General features: G+C 41.9%; 19 protein-coding genes. 5 read left to right on the top strand and 14 right to left on the bottom strand.

The annotated features are described in order from the left end of the window. Positions 1–23 precede the first annotated feature (23 nt). The 7 genes from ACOSV2_RS12975 to ACOSV2_RS12945 all read right to left on the bottom strand — a co-directional run bounded on the left by ACOSV2_RS12975 (position 24) and on the right by ACOSV2_RS12945 (position 7,577). Entirely contained in the window at positions 24–641 is a 618-nt protein-coding gene (locus tag ACOSV2_RS12975; RefSeq protein ID WP_148996027.1) for an ECF transporter S component, read from the bottom strand. 36 nt (positions 642–677) lie between these two features. Further along, positions 678–2,189 carry an amidohydrolase family protein gene (locus tag ACOSV2_RS12970; protein WP_428975445.1) on the bottom strand — a complete coding sequence of 504 codons (1,512 nt, stop codon included), beginning with the start codon at positions 2,187–2,189 and terminating at the stop codon, positions 678–680. A 52-nt stretch (positions 2,190–2,241) separates the two neighbouring features. Continuing rightward, the gene (locus tag ACOSV2_RS12965; protein WP_148996029.1) at positions 2,242–3,219 is read right to left on the bottom strand and encodes a nucleoside hydrolase; all 978 of its coding nucleotides are present in this window, start codon (positions 3,217–3,219) and stop codon (positions 2,242–2,244) included. Between the two features lie 138 nt (positions 3,220–3,357). After that, a complete protein-coding gene (locus tag ACOSV2_RS12960; protein ID WP_187443694.1) occupies positions 3,358–4,182 on the bottom strand; it encodes a BtpA/SgcQ family protein in 825 nt (274 codons plus the stop codon). Between the two features lie 117 nt (positions 4,183–4,299). Beyond that, a complete protein-coding gene (locus ACOSV2_RS12955; RefSeq protein ID WP_428975444.1) occupies positions 4,300–5,139 on the bottom strand; it encodes an SDR family NAD(P)-dependent oxidoreductase in 840 nt (279 codons plus the stop codon). A gap of 173 nt (positions 5,140–5,312) precedes the next feature. After that, positions 5,313–6,083: an MBL fold metallo-hydrolase gene (locus ACOSV2_RS12950; RefSeq protein ID WP_428975443.1), complete on the bottom strand. Its 771-nt coding sequence runs from the start codon at positions 6,081–6,083 to the stop codon at positions 5,313–5,315. A gap of 477 nt (positions 6,084–6,560) precedes the next feature. Further along, positions 6,561–7,577: a LacI family DNA-binding transcriptional regulator gene (locus ACOSV2_RS12945; RefSeq protein WP_428975442.1), complete on the bottom strand. Its 1,017-nt coding sequence runs from the start codon at positions 7,575–7,577 to the stop codon at positions 6,561–6,563. A gap of 826 nt (positions 7,578–8,403) precedes the next feature. On the opposite strand from ACOSV2_RS12945, the gene ACOSV2_RS12940 reads away from it, so the two are divergent. Then, entirely contained in the window at positions 8,404–8,574 is a 171-nt protein-coding gene (locus ACOSV2_RS12940) for a hypothetical protein (protein WP_428975441.1), read from the top strand. 120 nt (positions 8,575–8,694) lie between these two features. Here ACOSV2_RS12940 and ACOSV2_RS12935 read toward each other — a convergent pair whose 3' ends face one another. Then, entirely contained in the window at positions 8,695–8,859 is a 165-nt protein-coding gene (locus tag ACOSV2_RS12935) for a hypothetical protein (protein ID WP_428975440.1), read from the bottom strand. Positions 8,860–9,028: 169 nt separating this feature from the next. Between ACOSV2_RS12935 and ACOSV2_RS12930 the strand changes: the two genes are divergently transcribed. Together ACOSV2_RS12930 and ACOSV2_RS12925 are read left to right on the top strand one after the other, a co-directional pair. Then, the gene (locus tag ACOSV2_RS12930) at positions 9,029–9,373 is read left to right on the top strand and encodes a hypothetical protein (RefSeq protein ID WP_428975439.1); all 345 of its coding nucleotides are present in this window, start codon (positions 9,029–9,031) and stop codon (positions 9,371–9,373) included. Positions 9,374–9,501: 128 nt separating this feature from the next. After that, entirely contained in the window at positions 9,502–9,675 is a 174-nt protein-coding gene (locus ACOSV2_RS12925; protein ID WP_428975438.1) for a hypothetical protein, read from the top strand. 98 nt (positions 9,676–9,773) lie between these two features. Here the strand turns inward: ACOSV2_RS12925 and ACOSV2_RS12920 are convergent, their stop codons facing one another. The 4 genes from ACOSV2_RS12920 to ACOSV2_RS12905 all read right to left on the bottom strand — a co-directional run bounded on the left by ACOSV2_RS12920 (position 9,774) and on the right by ACOSV2_RS12905 (position 12,316). Then, a complete protein-coding gene (locus tag ACOSV2_RS12920; RefSeq protein ID WP_428975437.1) occupies positions 9,774–10,265 on the bottom strand; it encodes an LURP-one-related/scramblase family protein in 492 nt (163 codons plus the stop codon). 126 nt (positions 10,266–10,391) lie between these two features. Further along, positions 10,392–11,447, bottom strand: a complete 1,056-nt coding sequence (locus ACOSV2_RS12915; RefSeq protein WP_428975436.1) for a thermonuclease family protein — start codon at positions 11,445–11,447, stop codon at positions 10,392–10,394. A 275-nt stretch (positions 11,448–11,722) separates the two neighbouring features. Further along, positions 11,723–11,995 carry a hypothetical protein gene (locus tag ACOSV2_RS12910; RefSeq protein ID WP_428975435.1) on the bottom strand — a complete coding sequence of 91 codons (273 nt, stop codon included), beginning with the start codon at positions 11,993–11,995 and terminating at the stop codon, positions 11,723–11,725. A gap of 51 nt (positions 11,996–12,046) precedes the next feature. Continuing rightward, entirely contained in the window at positions 12,047–12,316 is a 270-nt protein-coding gene (locus ACOSV2_RS12905) for a DUF3949 domain-containing protein (protein ID WP_148967609.1), read from the bottom strand. Positions 12,317–12,467: 151 nt separating this feature from the next. On the opposite strand from ACOSV2_RS12905, the gene ACOSV2_RS12900 reads away from it, so the two are divergent. Continuing rightward, entirely contained in the window at positions 12,468–12,821 is a 354-nt protein-coding gene (locus tag ACOSV2_RS12900; RefSeq protein WP_428975434.1) for a hypothetical protein, read from the top strand. A gap of 78 nt (positions 12,822–12,899) precedes the next feature. Here the strand turns inward: ACOSV2_RS12900 and ACOSV2_RS12895 are convergent, their stop codons facing one another. Next, complete coding sequence (locus ACOSV2_RS12895) at positions 12,900–13,358, bottom strand: VOC family protein (protein ID WP_428975433.1); 459 nt, start codon at positions 13,356–13,358, stop codon at positions 12,900–12,902. 176 nt (positions 13,359–13,534) lie between these two features. On the opposite strand from ACOSV2_RS12895, the gene ACOSV2_RS12890 reads away from it, so the two are divergent. After that, a complete protein-coding gene (locus ACOSV2_RS12890; protein WP_428975432.1) occupies positions 13,535–14,035 on the top strand; it encodes a fasciclin domain-containing protein in 501 nt (166 codons plus the stop codon). A gap of 148 nt (positions 14,036–14,183) precedes the next feature. On the opposite strand, the gene ACOSV2_RS12885 is transcribed toward ACOSV2_RS12890, so the two are convergent. After that, complete coding sequence (locus tag ACOSV2_RS12885) at positions 14,184–14,948, bottom strand: TerC family protein (RefSeq protein WP_428975431.1); 765 nt, start codon at positions 14,946–14,948, stop codon at positions 14,184–14,186. Positions 14,949–14,958: the final 10 nt, after the last annotated feature.

Here is a 14,958-nt window from a genome sequence, read left to right as displayed (position 1 = left end):
CCCCATGCCATTATGAAATGCTTTTAAGCTCCAATTTTAGTGTTTTTATGATTGTAAGTATTAAGATATAAGTGGCCGTATTTCTGTTTTGACAAGTATTGATCTGACATCTTTCGAACAATCATATAGGCAACCATGATCGAAAGGATTTTATCAATACTTTCAACAAATATCTTCTGTGTTAGAACAGCTGTCCATATTTCTTTGCCTGAAGCTAAAAGGACGGCAGTGACTGTATCTGATCCAGTTCCTGAAGCTCCGCCAAACACGATAACCGTTGTCGGGGTAGCGATTAATATGGCAACGATGGCCACAATAAACCCTGTAAAAGCAACCTTCCAAACATTTTTTGTCATCCCCTTTTTTGCCATGAAACCGACAACAATTCCTGAAGCCATCGCAACCGGCATGAACGCCAGCTGAGTAGGGTTGAATATCCCAAATATCAGTTTCGAGACCCCTCCGGTCACTGCCCCGACCCAGGGGCCGGCTACCATCGCGACAATCATCGTGCCAATTTGATTTAAGAAGAGAGGAATCTTTAATATTTCAACCAATTCACCGGCAACTACATTGACTGCAACACCAATGGGAATGAGCAATATGGAAATAAGCGTAAAATCCTTTGCTATACTTTTCATCTTTTATCCTCCTTCAAATATGGGCTTTTACTAAGATTAAATTTCTTGAGGCATTCCTTGCTCATGAGCAGCATCCGATCTGCTGCCAGCTTTTTTCTCCCCAAGATGATGATGAAACTTTTTATACATATTGGTGAAATACGGCTCATATTCATTCGCCAATTGAATACTTGCCTGGCTTTTTACAACCAGGGACTCATGTTTTTCTTTTACTGCTTGAAGTATCGCTTCTTCATCGAATGTAACAATGTTGCGATTCCTGAGAACCCATTCTCCCTTGACCATGACCGATTCTATCGAACTCCCATTCTCGTAATACACAAGCTGAGAGATAAGATCTTCGTTCATCGCCAAAGCAGGTGAACGTTTGGTTAGTAAAACAAGATCCGCTTCATAACCTTTTTTTATTTTTCCGCGCTTTTTCTCTTCACCCAATAAGTGTGCCCCGCCAATTGTAGCCATTTTCAGCACATCTATTGGTTTCAGCCATTCTTGGAATTGAGAATGTTCCTGCCGGCTGTGCATAACAGCTATCCTCATTGCTTCAAAAAGGTTATGGGAGATTCCGCAATTGGAGGAATCCGTCCCCAAGGCCACGTTCATTCCTTTTCGCAGATAGGATGATACGTCCGCTCTCCCACTGCCAAGCATCATATTACTGACTGGATTATGAACAAGGGAAACACCACGATCAGCTAACACCTCTGCCTCATCATCTTCAATCCAAATGGAATGAGCCGCTGACAACTTTCTTGAAAGCAATTGTTGGTCCCGCAGTCTGCCAACTATCCCACCGGAAAATGCAGCATCTCCGACTTCCTTTTGAATTTTTGTTTCCAGAAGATGAGTATGAACATATGCCCCTCTTTGTTCACTTAATTCTCTACATAACGCCAGCATTTCCTCGGAACATCGCTGCGGAGCATTCGGTCCTAATAAAATTTCAATACGATTATTTTTATCATGCCACTTGTTGAAAAGGGAGTTATAAAACGCTTTCATTTCTTCAACTGATATCGGTGCTGCTTCGTCTAGTTTTCGCTTCCTATCGCTCGGCAGCTCAACTGGAAGGAAATGATGATCAGGTACATCATGCATCATGGGAGCAAATCCAACTCTAATCGATGATGCCTCATATGCTTTAAGTGCGGCTTCTGATCTTCTGATATGCGGAAAATGGTCAATACAACTGGTCACACCGCTTTTAATCATATCGATTACACCTAAAAGTACTGCATTGTAGATATCTTCGTCATCAAGTGAATATCCATATGCTGTTGTATAAAGGGACCATATCTCCAATGGAAAATGGCTGGTTGTCCCTTTTAACAGATTTGAATAGGAATGATAATGAGCATTTGTCATACCAGGCATGACGATCATTTCGGATCCATCGATTGTTTCATTGGCTCCAACTGACGGTTCACTCCCGGGGTTATGCGGGATCACTTCTTTTATGAGTCCGTTTTCCACCAGGACACTGCCCTGGATGATACCTGCATCATCATCCATCGTAATGATTGTGACGTTTTTAATGAGAGTTGACATGATGTCACCCCTTTTAAGTATAATTGTCTAAAAATTCAAATATTTTAACACGTTATTTAGGCGATTCGGCATATTGTGTTTCTAAAGTAGAAATACGTTCAGCAAATCGTCCTGCCAAGGTCTCTCCGTCAACATCCATCAGGATAGAGGTATTGGGTTCTGAATGACCCCACTGTCCTGTAAACTCAGTGACAGTCTGACCAGCTGTAAGTTCCCCTGACGTTTCAATGGAAACATAGGCCGGCTGTACCTCAAAGAGTTCAGGCCAAAGCGCATAGGCTACGGCTGGTACGTCATTAAAGAAAACGCCGGTCTCCGTTTCTGACGATTGCTGGACGGCAACGTAAGCCTTACGCCGGAATTCAGCGGCCTCTAAGAGGAAGGATCCTGGACGGGTATTCGTATCCCTTATGCGTTTTAGATTTTCTGGTGAGATTCTCACCTTCGTACATACATCGAGACCGACCTGAACGATTGGCGCACCCGAATCGTACACTGCCCTTGCAGCCTCAGGATCAGCTGCCAGATTGAAGGACGCAACCGGTGAATAGTTCCCGGCGACACGGACTGCACCGCCCATGACAATAATTCTTTTCACTTTCTGCGCGATACCAGGGTCTATAGAGAGAGCCAGCGCCACGTTCGTCAGTGGACCTATCGCCAAAATAGTGATTTCGTTCGGTGCTTCGTTACAAATCCTCACAATCTCCATTGCCGCATACTCCCCCGCCTCCGATACAGAAGGGTCTGGGACCTCTACTCCGCCAAAACCATTATTGCCGTGGATATGCTTGGCAAAGTGCGGTTTGCGTATAAGCGGCTTGCTTGCTCCGCGATAAACAGGGATATCTGTTCTGCCTGCTAATTCAAGTAATGAAAGTGCATTATGCGTCGCAGTTTCCACCTCGATATTTCCATGTACTGTCGTTAAAGCTTCGATACGCAGTTCCGGAGACGCAAGCGCAAGATAGATTGCGGCAAGGTCGTCGACTCCCGGATCCGTGTCAATAATTACTCGTTCCATCATCATGTTAACTCCTCCTATTATCTTTTCTATAAGAATACCGAGAGACAAACATCAGCACTAAACCCCTAATGAAAATAAGGTTTCGTATGTATGAGGGCCATGATCGGTCCCAATGCCTTCAATACTCTGCTTCTATTAAAACTAAACCAATTGAGAGTTTCTTTCTCTGTCTACCCCTTCGCAGAAGCGGCGTGTTTTGTCTTCGTCAACCGGGTTCGTCATAATATCATCAATCTTTGCCCCATATCCAAAGACAGCTCCATCCGCATATTTGAGCAGATTTGCAGTTTCAACTTTCATTCCGCTGCCAATGATGATTGGAACATCAGGGACTGCATTCCTCACCGCCTCTAAATTCTCAATTGAAGGAGGTTGAGCTGATTCTTCACCTGCAAGAATAATCGCGTCTGCCATTCCGCGATAGGCAGTATCGCGAGCCAAGACATCAATAGGTCGAGCTGCTAAAGGAGCTGCATGTTTTGTTTGAATGTCAGCGAAAATCTTGACTTTCTTCTCTAAACCAAGAAATTTACGATATCTCGCTACTAAGTGCGCAGTACCGTTAATGAGACCCTGATCGGTCACGTACGCATCAGTCAGGACGTTAAGTCTGATAAAATCAGCCCCTACTGTTCCAGCAACTGCCAATGCAGATTTCCAAGAGTTTCTTAGGATATTAATCCCCATTGGAAGCTTTACTTCGCGGCGAATTTCGTGAGCAATCAATGTCATCGCTGCTACTGTTTCAGGTTCCTCTGTTTCAGGGTAAAATGGGTAGTCATTAAAGTTTTCTACCATAACTGAGCTGGCTCCGCCCTTTTCAAGACTTTTCGCATCACGGATGGCAGCTTCTAATACTTGATCGATATTCCCTTCATATAGAGGTGATCCAGGGAGCGGACCTAAATGAACCATACCTAATACAGGTTTTTCCACACCGAAAATATTTGTGAATGACGTTTTCATACTATTTTCCTCCTCCTTTTTTCTATTTATCATGTACTTAACCTGGATGACTTCTGGTCATATGATTGAACTCTCCATCTTTTCTATGAAACCAGTCAGAGTTGTGGGGGAATGCATTTATCCTTTGCTTCCGGTTGAAGCCATCCCTAAATCGATTTCGTCGAGAGAGAGTGCAACATCGGCATCCATACTTGGCGCCCGGAGCTGAGAAGTGAGTCCGCCATCAATGACTAAGACATGACCTGTAATGTATGAAGCATCAGGCGATGCCAGGAAGCGAACTCCATTCCCAACGTCTTGCGGCATTCCGAGCCTGCCGAGTGGGATGAGAAGGTCAGGTGAAGACTCATTTCCCACTGCTGTACGGTTTTCAACCCACATGGAGCCCGGCATCACAGCATTCACCCGAATTTTCCATGGAGCCAGATCAAGTGCCATTGCTCTTGTAGCGGCCTCAATTGCACCCTTCGTCGCATCATAAGCGACACGATTTCGATGGGCGCGTGTTGCCCCTCCAGAACTCATATTGATAATGCTCCCGCCCTCACCCTGGTGGACCATTGCCCTTGCTGCCATTTGGCTGCAGTAGTAAAGTCCATTAAGGTGTACATTCATGAGGTTCTCCCACATAGCGAAGTCCGTTTTCAGAAAGTGTCTTTCTGAGAGCGGCCCGTGACCAATACCAGCATTGTTAACGAGCACATCTATACCGCCTTGGAAATGACGGGCTTCCTCAAATAGGTTTTTCACATCTTCACTTGACGCTACATCCGTATAGACGAACAGACCTTTTCCTCCAGATTCGATGATCTCCTCCACACAGCGCTCGCCCGCTTCAGCATCAACATCAGCAATGACCACCGATGCACCTGCCTCTGCGAAAGCCAGGGCAATTCCGCGTCCAAGTCCCTTAGAGCCGCCAGTCACGATCACACGTTGCTTTTTTATATCACTCATTTGTTTTCACACCTCATTTAATTTCAATTATCAATTTTGTTTGGATTAAATTCTTCAGGCAAACGTTTATTTTTATCTATTACTAAAACGCTGTCTTGCGAAAGAAAAGACATGTAAGCCTTTTCATTTTTTTATTGAACACCCCCTTAAATATTTTCGAAATATGGGTAGTCCTATTTGGTCTGTTCAGCTAACGCTGATTCATCTGCCAATTCGATCGTTGTATAATCCTCCAATGTATCAGAAAACCAGAATTGCAAATCTGCTTTCCTTTCATGGAGATAAACAGGTTCCCCGTTAACAAGTTTCATGGGGATATCGTGTCCAGGTACTAAAATACTGTTCTCCCTTTTTCTCCACAATCTCCAAAGGTAATCGATTGATTGTTGGCTTTCTGATAGATTCAGTGTCATATCCGCATTCCTTGATAAGAGTTCCGCCCTGTTCTTAGCGGCATCCCCGCTGAATATCAGATCATAATCACCATTGTCTACGGTGTACGCCAAGTGACCCGGTGAATGTCCATCCGTCTGATGCGCAACAATCCCAGGAACGATTTCTTCAAGATGGTTGACCAACCTTATTTGTGAAGAAGAATTTAATTCCTTCACATACAATTCAGGAACATGCCATCCTCCAGGCGGTTCGTTTAATGCCCACTTCATATCCGCCTGCCCCACTACGATGGTCGCGTTAGGAAACATAGTCCAATTAACGCAATGATCCCAATGCGTATGTGTCAGTAAAACCATCGATATGTCACTCGGAGATAAACCTCTTGCTTCGAGTTTATCTAATATTAATGGCCTGACCCCGAAACTGCCGACATCAATAATAATGTGTTGGTCCTTGTGGGACAATAAGGTGACTGTACTCCATCCTAACCCCCCATGGGTTGATGACTTTCCGGGAAACCCTTGAATAAATATGTTGTAGTCGAACATTACAATCCCCTTTCATCGTTGTTATTAAGTCGGATACCTCTAATGAATCAAAAAATAATTTCAGTGTTAACCCATTCAAATAGTTTAGATTAACCAATCATCTGTAAACGAATAAATAAATAATTTTTAAAAGACTATTTATGGAAACGTTTCCACAAATACCTCCTTCAACTCTATTTGATTTTTGAAATTAACGATCTGGATATCATTCAGAAAAAATGAAAAAGCTGTTTTTTTGAGCTTCATGCAGGTTTTTGTAAATAAAAAGGTTATTCTGGAGCTGATAATAGCACAAACACCCTAATGTTTAGTTAAGGGAATAATACATATTGTATTCAGACAAAAAAATTGATTTAAATAATATGGAAACGTTTCCACTTATTTAAATCAAATTATACATACTTAGTAAATCACTTTCAATAATTTTTTGAAAATTTATAAAATTATATTCATTTACGTTGAATCATCAAATGCCTTTTAATTATTTGCTTCTATCGCCATCGTTGACTCCCTTTCAATAAGAGTCGGATAAAAGAGGACAGTTTCTTTAATTATTTGTTTTTCCTTAATTGCTTTCACCATGATTTCTATAGCCCTTTGACCCATTTCTTTAATTGGCGTACGTATTGTTGTAAGCATAGGAAATAAAATTTGAGCATATTGAGAATCATCAAAACCAACAACTGACAATTGCTCGGGAATTCTAATATTCAGCTCTCTTGCAGCTTTGTAGACACCAACAGCAACACTGTCGCTAACCGCAAAGATTGCCGTAGGCCTATCTTTTTTTTGTAATAATCTCATTGCATTTTTATACCCGCTTTCAATATAAAACTTGTCAAAAATTACATAATCGTCCTTTATAGGAAAGTCTCTTTCATTCAATGCTAACTTGTACCCTTGGTGCCTTTCGATTGAGGCGTAAGTTTCAGGATCCCCGCCGATAAAGGCAATATCCTTATGACCTAAATCCAGAAGATGTCTCATCGCTTTATATGCTCCATCAACATTATCAACTATGATCTCATTTAGAATTAATCTTGGGAATTTCCCCCCTAATATGACAACTGGCAGCTCAGGATAGTTTTCCTTCAATTCTTCTATATTTCCATCATCAACCTCTGGAGATGAAAAGATGATTCCATCGACTCCTTTAGCAATCAATAGATGTATATACTCTGCTTCTTTCTGCAAATTGTTATCTGTATTACATAAAAAGATGTTAAATCCATGACTATTCGCTCGATCTTCTATTGTTCTAGTCAGATCTGAATAAAAAATATTCTTTATATCAGGTATGATTAAACCAAGGGTTAATGTCTGTTTTTTCTTCATTGCAGCAGCTACCAGACTCCCTTGGTAGTTAAGTTTCTTAACTGCATTAAGAACCTTTTCTTTCGTTTTTTCACTTGTATACCCGCTCTTATTAAGTACTCTTGATACAGTGGAGATTGAAACATTAGCTTCTTTTGCAACTTCCTTTATTGTTACCAATACTGACACATCCTTATGGAAACGTTTCCTCATTTTTTACCACTAATATAATTCTACTATAATTCTAAAAAAATTGTCGTTTTCCTTTTGGTGATGAATAAACCAGTGTAAAAATCCATCCAATCTTATAAATAAATATACCTGATAGTTATAAATATACCTGTGTGTATGTTTCACATTATTCATTATTCTGATAGTTATTGAAGTTTCTGCTCTTTGTTTTTCATCATACATACTGCCCTCAGTTACTTTGTTTTTGTGCCATAAAGGGTATTAGAAATCGTATCACAAAATTTGAAGAACAGAAAGTTCTGTCATTTGCAATTCAGAGAAGCTCAGGGACGGTTCTGATGCTTCCTTTTCATATATAAAGAAACACGAGAACCGTCCCTGTGCTTTCATGGGTGCTCTAAGCAGACAAAAGATGAGCCCATTAATGTCACAATTGAATGGGACGATCGAGAAGAGTCACTTACGTTAACTTCCGAATAATAAAGAAAAGGTATGAACAGACGTCTGCTCATACCTTTTCCTTTTTCATGCATTTTCCCCACAGTCCAATACAAGTTAAACATACAGGTCTTACCAGAATCAATGTTGATGGAGAAACAGGAGTACGGTATGATGTGGATTTGGTACATGGAGAAGGTGGTTTCACAAGCCTTAGTTACTGCACCAAATACTTGGTGAATACGGCCACTTAGAATGGAGATCTAGAGATATTACTCTGGGATTTAGTATAGATGAGTGCATGCTTTGGAACTAACGTAGAACAAGCTTCTCCCGCTTACGATGCTTATGATTTTTAATAAGGGAGAGATATCAATTGACTAAAGATTTCTTATCAGGCGCATTCGTGTTTATCCTTGGACTATTCATTGTGATAATAGTAAGTGCAGCATCTTCTACTCCTGAACAATCTTATCAGATGGGTATGGTAGCTGCGATTTTATATCTTGCATCTGTCCTTTACGTTTCCTTGAAACAAAGGAAATAATATCACTTGAATAAGCTCCTTCAAAAATGGGTGCCTGGTCTTCGTGGCGAAGTCTATAACGCAAGAAGTATCAGGCACCCTATGGTTAACCTTCCCTTTTACTACGGATCCAACCTCTCCTTATACCTTCCTCTGATACGCCATCACCACAATACCTAGAGAAAGCACAAATATGGCCACATAATTAACCGCAATGGGAACAATCGGCTCCTCCATGAACATCCCTGCCATCCCGAGACTTGAGAAAATCACCATCAGCAAGCATAAGAACCGAATCATTTTCATAGAATACCTCCTTTTACCTCTCTGTTGTATCGAAAAAAGGGAATGACGGTTCGAGAGCAGTGAGACAATAGGCTAGTATATAACTAGACTTTAATTTGGATATTTTTGTATGATTGGTGTATGTGCACGGGGAAAAGTTTTCGTGCTTCCAAATAAAAAGGAGAATCTCATGCTCTTAACACTCCCCATGATCATTGAATTCATGAAGTATGTATTGATTGCCATTTTACTTACACAACTTGGTTTCGGTTTTTTGATTTTATTATTAGGGAACACCATGGTGGATTTCTACAGCGTCTCCATTTATGAAAACCCGGAAAATCTCATTCAGAAAATGAGTAACTTTTTTCAAAAGACCACCATAGGGTTAGGCTATTTCATTTACACCAAACTCTCAAAATTCCATTGGATTCTGAAAAAAGGTCTATTACTCGGATGTTTAGTCATCCAGGCAATCGTATCGATCTTACTGTATGAAATCATACTGAGATTGCTCGATTGGTTATTTTTCTAATCCGGTAAAGTTCGAAATAAATCCCCAAGATAACTAGATAAAAAAAGAAGAACGAGAAATCGCCACTGCTTCAGGACTATAAATAAACAGATTTTCCGTTTATATAATGAAAAGAAAGGAGGATTTTCATGGAAATGAAAAACATCGGTATTTTAATATCCACTCTCTCCGTCCTAACCTTTTGCATTGTAAAGGCCATTGAAGAAGCATCAAGATATATCTCCAATGGAACATTTGATTCCATGGGGTGGTACATCTATGGCTTGATTGTCATCGTTTTCTTGACTGGGGTATTTTTATAAATCAAAAGGGATGAAAGTAACTCCTAGATTTCCTTAAAAGGATATGGGGACGTATTTGAAGCGTCATCTACGCCCCCGAGTTGTTCCATTTTACCCTCTCAGTTAACCGACGAAGCAGCCGCTTCATCCGCCTTCACACAATCAATCGCAATAACAAGAGCAATCATCATCGTCTCCATCTCTTCATTCATTACTTTCACCCTGTAACTGTCGCCCCAAGTGAACCACTCCTTGCCCACTTCACCTACAACGTTGCCATGCTGTAATATTTGAAAATCCATATCCCACCAATTACCCTGCATTTCAATGCCTGCCGCATCAATAGTATAGCGTGCTTTTAAAAAGGAAAATTCCTTCTTGATCGTTAATACCTCTTGCCCATTCACCTCAACTAAAAACATCGGTAAAAAGCTGAACGTTTTCTTCGTGATGAGCGCTACTTCATCCCTGCTTGCATTCATAATGGAGAATGTCTTCGGAACCTTCATAAAGCTTCCCTCCACATAATATCGATCCTTCTCCTCTTGATCCTTTACCGTGAATTTCCCGCTAAGACTGAATACTTTTTGCTTGATATAAAGCTGTTTCATGATTTCCCTCCCCCATTTATGTCCTTACATTATCTACGATTGAGTTGGGATCAAGTTCCAATATTTTGACACTTACCCAAAAACAAAAGCCATTCCCTCACAAAAGGAATGGCCCTTACTCATTCTTTATCTCTCACACGCCCAGTCATCCTTATCCCGGTCATGCTTAGATGCATATGCAGGATGATCGGAAGGGACTCCATCCGGATAGACTTTTCTCAGTTCGGTACAGTTTTGATAATACTCTTGTTCTTGAGCAGCTGCCGGTTCTTCCGTTGTGGCACTGGAGCTGGATTTAGGTGTAGCAGCTGTCGTTGTTTTCATTTCTTCTTTTGGATCCAGATCCCCTTTGGTGGTGCCATTTTCACCGTAAGCCCATAGGCCGGTTCCATTCTCCCTTGCTTCCCGGGCAAATTTCACGAAGTACTCGCTGTATTTAACATCCGGGTTGTAGGTGGACGGCTCTGCATATCCGCTTAATACCAAATCCGCATTGAACATCTTGGTCCGGATTTCTTCTTCATTCATGTCATCCTTAGGGATCTCCAGCCAGATAAGGCGCAGGAAACGATTGTACCGGTCCGTTTCGGACACATCTTTTTGGAGCCAGACCGTCTTGCCTTCTAACTTTTCCGTCGTGTAGTTACTTGCTTCTTTTCCGTATTCTTCTGTTCTCGTAGTAGACTCGGGAGTGTTGACGCCGATGAATCGTACTTTTCTTCCATCCTTCAATTCGACCGTGTCACCGTCGACCACACGGGTAACCAGTACTTCTTCTAACCCGAATGTATCGGCAAGTTCTTGCTGCTCTTGCTCAGCTTCCGCTTTTTCATTTGCCTTTTCTTCAGCTAGTCTCTTCTCTTCTTCTTCCTTGGCTTTCTTCTCTACAGCCGCCTTCTTTTCTTCCTCTGCCTTCGCCTGTTGATCAGCTTCTTTCTCAGCCTGGGCAGTGGTTTCTTTATCCACTTCTTCTGATGGAGCTGCACAGCCCCCGGTGATGACCACCAGAATCCCGATCGTCATCAACCAGCCTGGCTTTCTTAAAAACTTCCTCTTTTGAGAAGTTTGGTATAAACCAAACCCCACGATCAATAGTCCACCCCATGCTACCGGCGTTATTATCGCCATGAGCAAGGTGAAGATGATGGTCACGGCAGCCATGATGACACGTAATCCGTTCATTTCAGCACCTCATTGCAATATTTCGTTAAAATCGTTCTCGATTCTCTTTTGCTAACTGCGTAATTTCTATCAGGTTGTATTTTAATTGTATTACAAAATCCCTTATTTATCTGACAATCTCACAATTTAGTGAAGATTTTTCTGCTTAGGACTGGAAAAAGAGCAGAAGCCTCGGGAAGCACGGGGACGGTTCTCCTGCTTCCAACTCTTCAGAAAAAGAAGCATGGGAACCGTTCCCATGCTTTCAATCTAGTAGTGTATTTAATCTTCTTCTTTTATAAATAATAGGCGGAAGATACATAAGCGACGACGATAGAGAGGCTTATGTATAAGGAAAACATTATAATCTTTTTCTCCGTGATTTTTTTGATAGCTAGAGTTAATAATAGTAGGCATAGAAGGGCAGGGCCAACAATATTCACATAATAGGCGAATTCAGTCTCATGTCCATATTTTATGAAGTAAAAGGCTTGAAACCCTGCCCAAAATAATAACAAACTACCTATTAGGTTTTCGATCATGCTTGTTTTCCCCATTTTCCCTTTCATTGAAATACCTCCTTGATAGGTTAAGAAAGCCAGTGAAAAAAATCCCTTTACCTACTTCCGATCACCACCATGCCTCACCCTATACAGAATCGAAGCAAACAGATTAGCCAAAAAGAATAACGGGTTCCCCTGCATATTCCCATGAAGGCTCAGCTCACCGGCATTCATGGCATCATACATCTCCCCCTGTTTCTTTCCTTTCAATCGGTTCTTTTCCTCTTCCGCTTTTAAAGCGATCAAGAAGCGATATTGCATAGGTAAGATCAACAGGGAAATCAACACATATAAACCGAAAATAGCTAGAAAGATATACAATTCCATTTTGAGTGCCTCCTCAAGTCCACCACTGTTCTTATTCCTTATTTATATGTATACGTTTTACTGAATTGGAAAGTTTCGTAAATGACAGTCTTTTGTCGTGAGGATAATTTGAGTATGATAGATAGAGAGTTGCTTAGAAAAGGAGATTCATATGTATGTGTATTTAGATTACATAACTGAAATCATCAAACTATTTATCATCGTAGTCCTCTCCACCCAGTTTGCATATGGCTGCACGATTCTGCTCTTAGAAAGAACCATGTTAGATTACTACGATTTGGCCGTTTACCGCCCTGCCACCACGATCTTTCAAAAAATCACGAACACCTTTCAAAAGGGCATGTTCGGCTCCGGGTACTACATTTATACAAAGATCGGAAAGTACAACTGGTTTGTGCGAAAAATTCTATACTTGCTATCGCTGATTGTTCAAGGTGTTCTTTCCATTATCATCTATTACATATTAGCCTGGCTGGTTGATTTAATCTTTGGTTTGATTATTTAAGGGGAAGCACGGGGACGGTTCTCCCGCTTCCAACCCCCAAAAAAAGAAGCAAGAGAACCTTCCCCTTGCTCCCAAATCTCATTTTTCCCGATTCCTCCAATCCTCAAGCGTCATCATCTCAAACTCTTCCTCATGATCCAACCTCAAAGGCGCAATGAACTCAAGAGAATTTCCATCGGGATCATGAAAATAAAGACAGGCATGGGCCTGTGGATGGTTGGGGAGTACAAGAGGCTGACGTTCCGGTGAAAAACCGAACGCTTCCCTCACCTCGATTCCTCTTTCCTTTAACCATTCCTTAGCCTCTGTTAGATCTTCTGCTTCTACATGAAAGGCAATATGTCTAATGGAGGGATGATACGGGATGTTTACTTGATCAGCCTCCCACAACCCAAGCCAGCTCTTTCCTTTCTCAATCCAGACGAATGAAACCCTCTCGCTTTCATACGCTACTTCCAAGCCGAGCTTCTGATAAAAATCGATTGAATTCCCCATATCGCTTACAGGTAAATGGGTTTCATATAATCCTTTAATCATGATGGTACCTCCTTTTTTTCCATTTTAGTATTCCTCATAGAAAAGTGGCTCCGGAATTCGTTCGACCTTTTCCTCAGACTTTTGATTGAAAAAGATAAATGGATAATCCTGCTAAACACGCACATACTACCTCTGAGTAAACACATGTTTACATAAAAAGATCAGGAGGTAGAGTAATGAAAAATAAAACATTTGCTTTGATGTTAGCTGTATTCATGGCGTTCATGACCCTTTCAAACGGTGTATCAGCAACTGAAGGCGGGGCACCGGCAACGAAGGATATCGTTGATACCGCTGTAGAAGCAGGTCAGTTCAAAACACTTGCTGCCGCTTTAGAGAAAGCCGGCCTGGTGGAGACATTGAAAGGCGAGGGCCCGTACACGGTATTCGCGCCGACTGATGCTGCGTTCGAGAAGCTATTGAAGAAATTAGGCATTACGGCAGAAGAATTATTGGCAAGGGAAGATTTAAAAGACATTCTCCTGTACCATGTGCTTTCTGGTAAAGTGATGTCTACAGATCTTAAAGATGGTACACAGGCCGAAACACTAGCCAAGAAGACAGTTGATATCTCACTGGATCCCGTTCGTGTCAACAATGCCAATGTGGTGAAAGCGGATATTCAGGCTTCCAATGGTGTCATTCATGTGATCGACGAAGTCTTGCTTCCAGAGTAAGTTCCAGCAAGAAATAAGCTCGCTCAAAAGTCCGGTTACGACTTTTTGAAGCGAGCTTTTTATTTATAGGAATGTAAGGGAACAGAGAAGTATAGAGACGTTCTGATGCTTCTTATCAATATATAAAAAGCATGAAAACCATCCCCATTTACTCTGAATCTACCTTCGGCTTCGACTTGATCCACCCCACGATTCCAATTCCAATCAATACTGTCCAGAAAATTCCTTTCCAAACGGATCCCTTTGCAAATTCATACGAGATGATCCCTAGGGAAGGATGGGCTAATGCGTAGACTGCAAGCTTGACGCCGACCCAGCCGACGACAACGAAGGCAGCGGATTCGAGCCCGGGACGTTTCTCCAGCAGGCTGACGAACGCCGATGCGGCAAATCGCATGATCACAAGTCCGATGATTCCCCCCAGTAAGATGACGATGAAATGCCCGCCGTCAAGCCCCCCGATGGCAGGAAGCTTCGTCTCGGGCAGGGTCACCGCAAGAGCGACCGCTGCCAATATGGCATCCACCGCGAATGCGATATCCGCCAATTCCACTTTGACGACGGTCCACCAGAAACCGGATCCCTTTGTCTCTTCCAAATCTTTCACTTTTTCAATCTGTTTCTTGATCACATGTTTCTTGAGTAAATGGTAGATAGCGATCCCAAGCAGGTACACGGCACCGATGGCTTGCACCTGCCAGATGTCGACAAGATACGAGATCAGGAACAAGGAACCGAAACGGAACACAAACGCCCCCGCCAAACCGTAGAACAATGCTTTCTTCCGCTTATCCTCCGGCAGATGCCGGACCATCGTCGCAATGACCAATGCATTATCCGCAGCAAGAATTCCTTCTAAAGCGATCAAAATCATCAATACCCATCCATACTCCAGTAATAGAGACCATTCCAATGATCATCCC

This window comes from Rossellomorea sp. DUT-2 (genome assembly GCF_052665285.1).
The sequence above is the reverse complement of the archived record's forward strand: the minus strand, read 5'-3'. Positions and strand labels throughout refer to the sequence as shown.

Coding starts and splice junctions, on each gene's coding strand:
- ACOSV2_RS12975 (WP_148996027.1), bottom strand. CDS start 641: ATGAAAAGTATAGCAAAGGATTTTACGCTTATTTCCATATTGCTCATT.
- ACOSV2_RS12970 (WP_428975445.1), bottom strand. CDS start 2,189: ATGTCAACTCTCATTAAAAACGTCACAATCATTACGATGGATGATGAT.
- ACOSV2_RS12965 (WP_148996029.1), bottom strand. CDS start 3,219: ATGATGATGGAACGAGTAATTATTGACACGGATCCGGGAGTCGACGAC.
- ACOSV2_RS12960 (WP_187443694.1), bottom strand. CDS start 4,182: ATGAAAACGTCATTCACAAATATTTTCGGTGTGGAAAAACCTGTATTA.
- ACOSV2_RS12955 (WP_428975444.1), bottom strand. CDS start 5,139: ATGAGTGATATAAAAAAGCAACGTGTGATCGTGACTGGCGGCTCTAAG.
- ACOSV2_RS12950 (WP_428975443.1), bottom strand. CDS start 6,083: ATGTTCGACTACAACATATTTATTCAAGGGTTTCCCGGAAAGTCATCA.
- ACOSV2_RS12935 (WP_428975440.1), bottom strand. CDS start 8,859: ATGAAAATGATTCGGTTCTTATGCTTGCTGATGGTGATTTTCTCAAGT.
- ACOSV2_RS12930 (WP_428975439.1), top strand. CDS start 9,029: ATGCTCTTAACACTCCCCATGATCATTGAATTCATGAAGTATGTATTG.
- ACOSV2_RS12925 (WP_428975438.1), top strand. CDS start 9,502: ATGGAAATGAAAAACATCGGTATTTTAATATCCACTCTCTCCGTCCTA.
- ACOSV2_RS12920 (WP_428975437.1), bottom strand. CDS start 10,265: ATGAAACAGCTTTATATCAAGCAAAAAGTATTCAGTCTTAGCGGGAAA.
- ACOSV2_RS12915 (WP_428975436.1), bottom strand. CDS start 11,447: ATGAACGGATTACGTGTCATCATGGCTGCCGTGACCATCATCTTCACC.
- ACOSV2_RS12910 (WP_428975435.1), bottom strand. CDS start 11,995: ATGAAAGGGAAAATGGGGAAAACAAGCATGATCGAAAACCTAATAGGT.
- ACOSV2_RS12905 (WP_148967609.1), bottom strand. CDS start 12,316: ATGGAATTGTATATCTTTCTAGCTATTTTCGGTTTATATGTGTTGATT.
- ACOSV2_RS12900 (WP_428975434.1), top strand. CDS start 12,468: ATGTATGTGTATTTAGATTACATAACTGAAATCATCAAACTATTTATC.
- ACOSV2_RS12895 (WP_428975433.1), bottom strand. CDS start 13,358: ATGATTAAAGGATTATATGAAACCCATTTACCTGTAAGCGATATGGGG.
- ACOSV2_RS12890 (WP_428975432.1), top strand. CDS start 13,535: ATGAAAAATAAAACATTTGCTTTGATGTTAGCTGTATTCATGGCGTTC.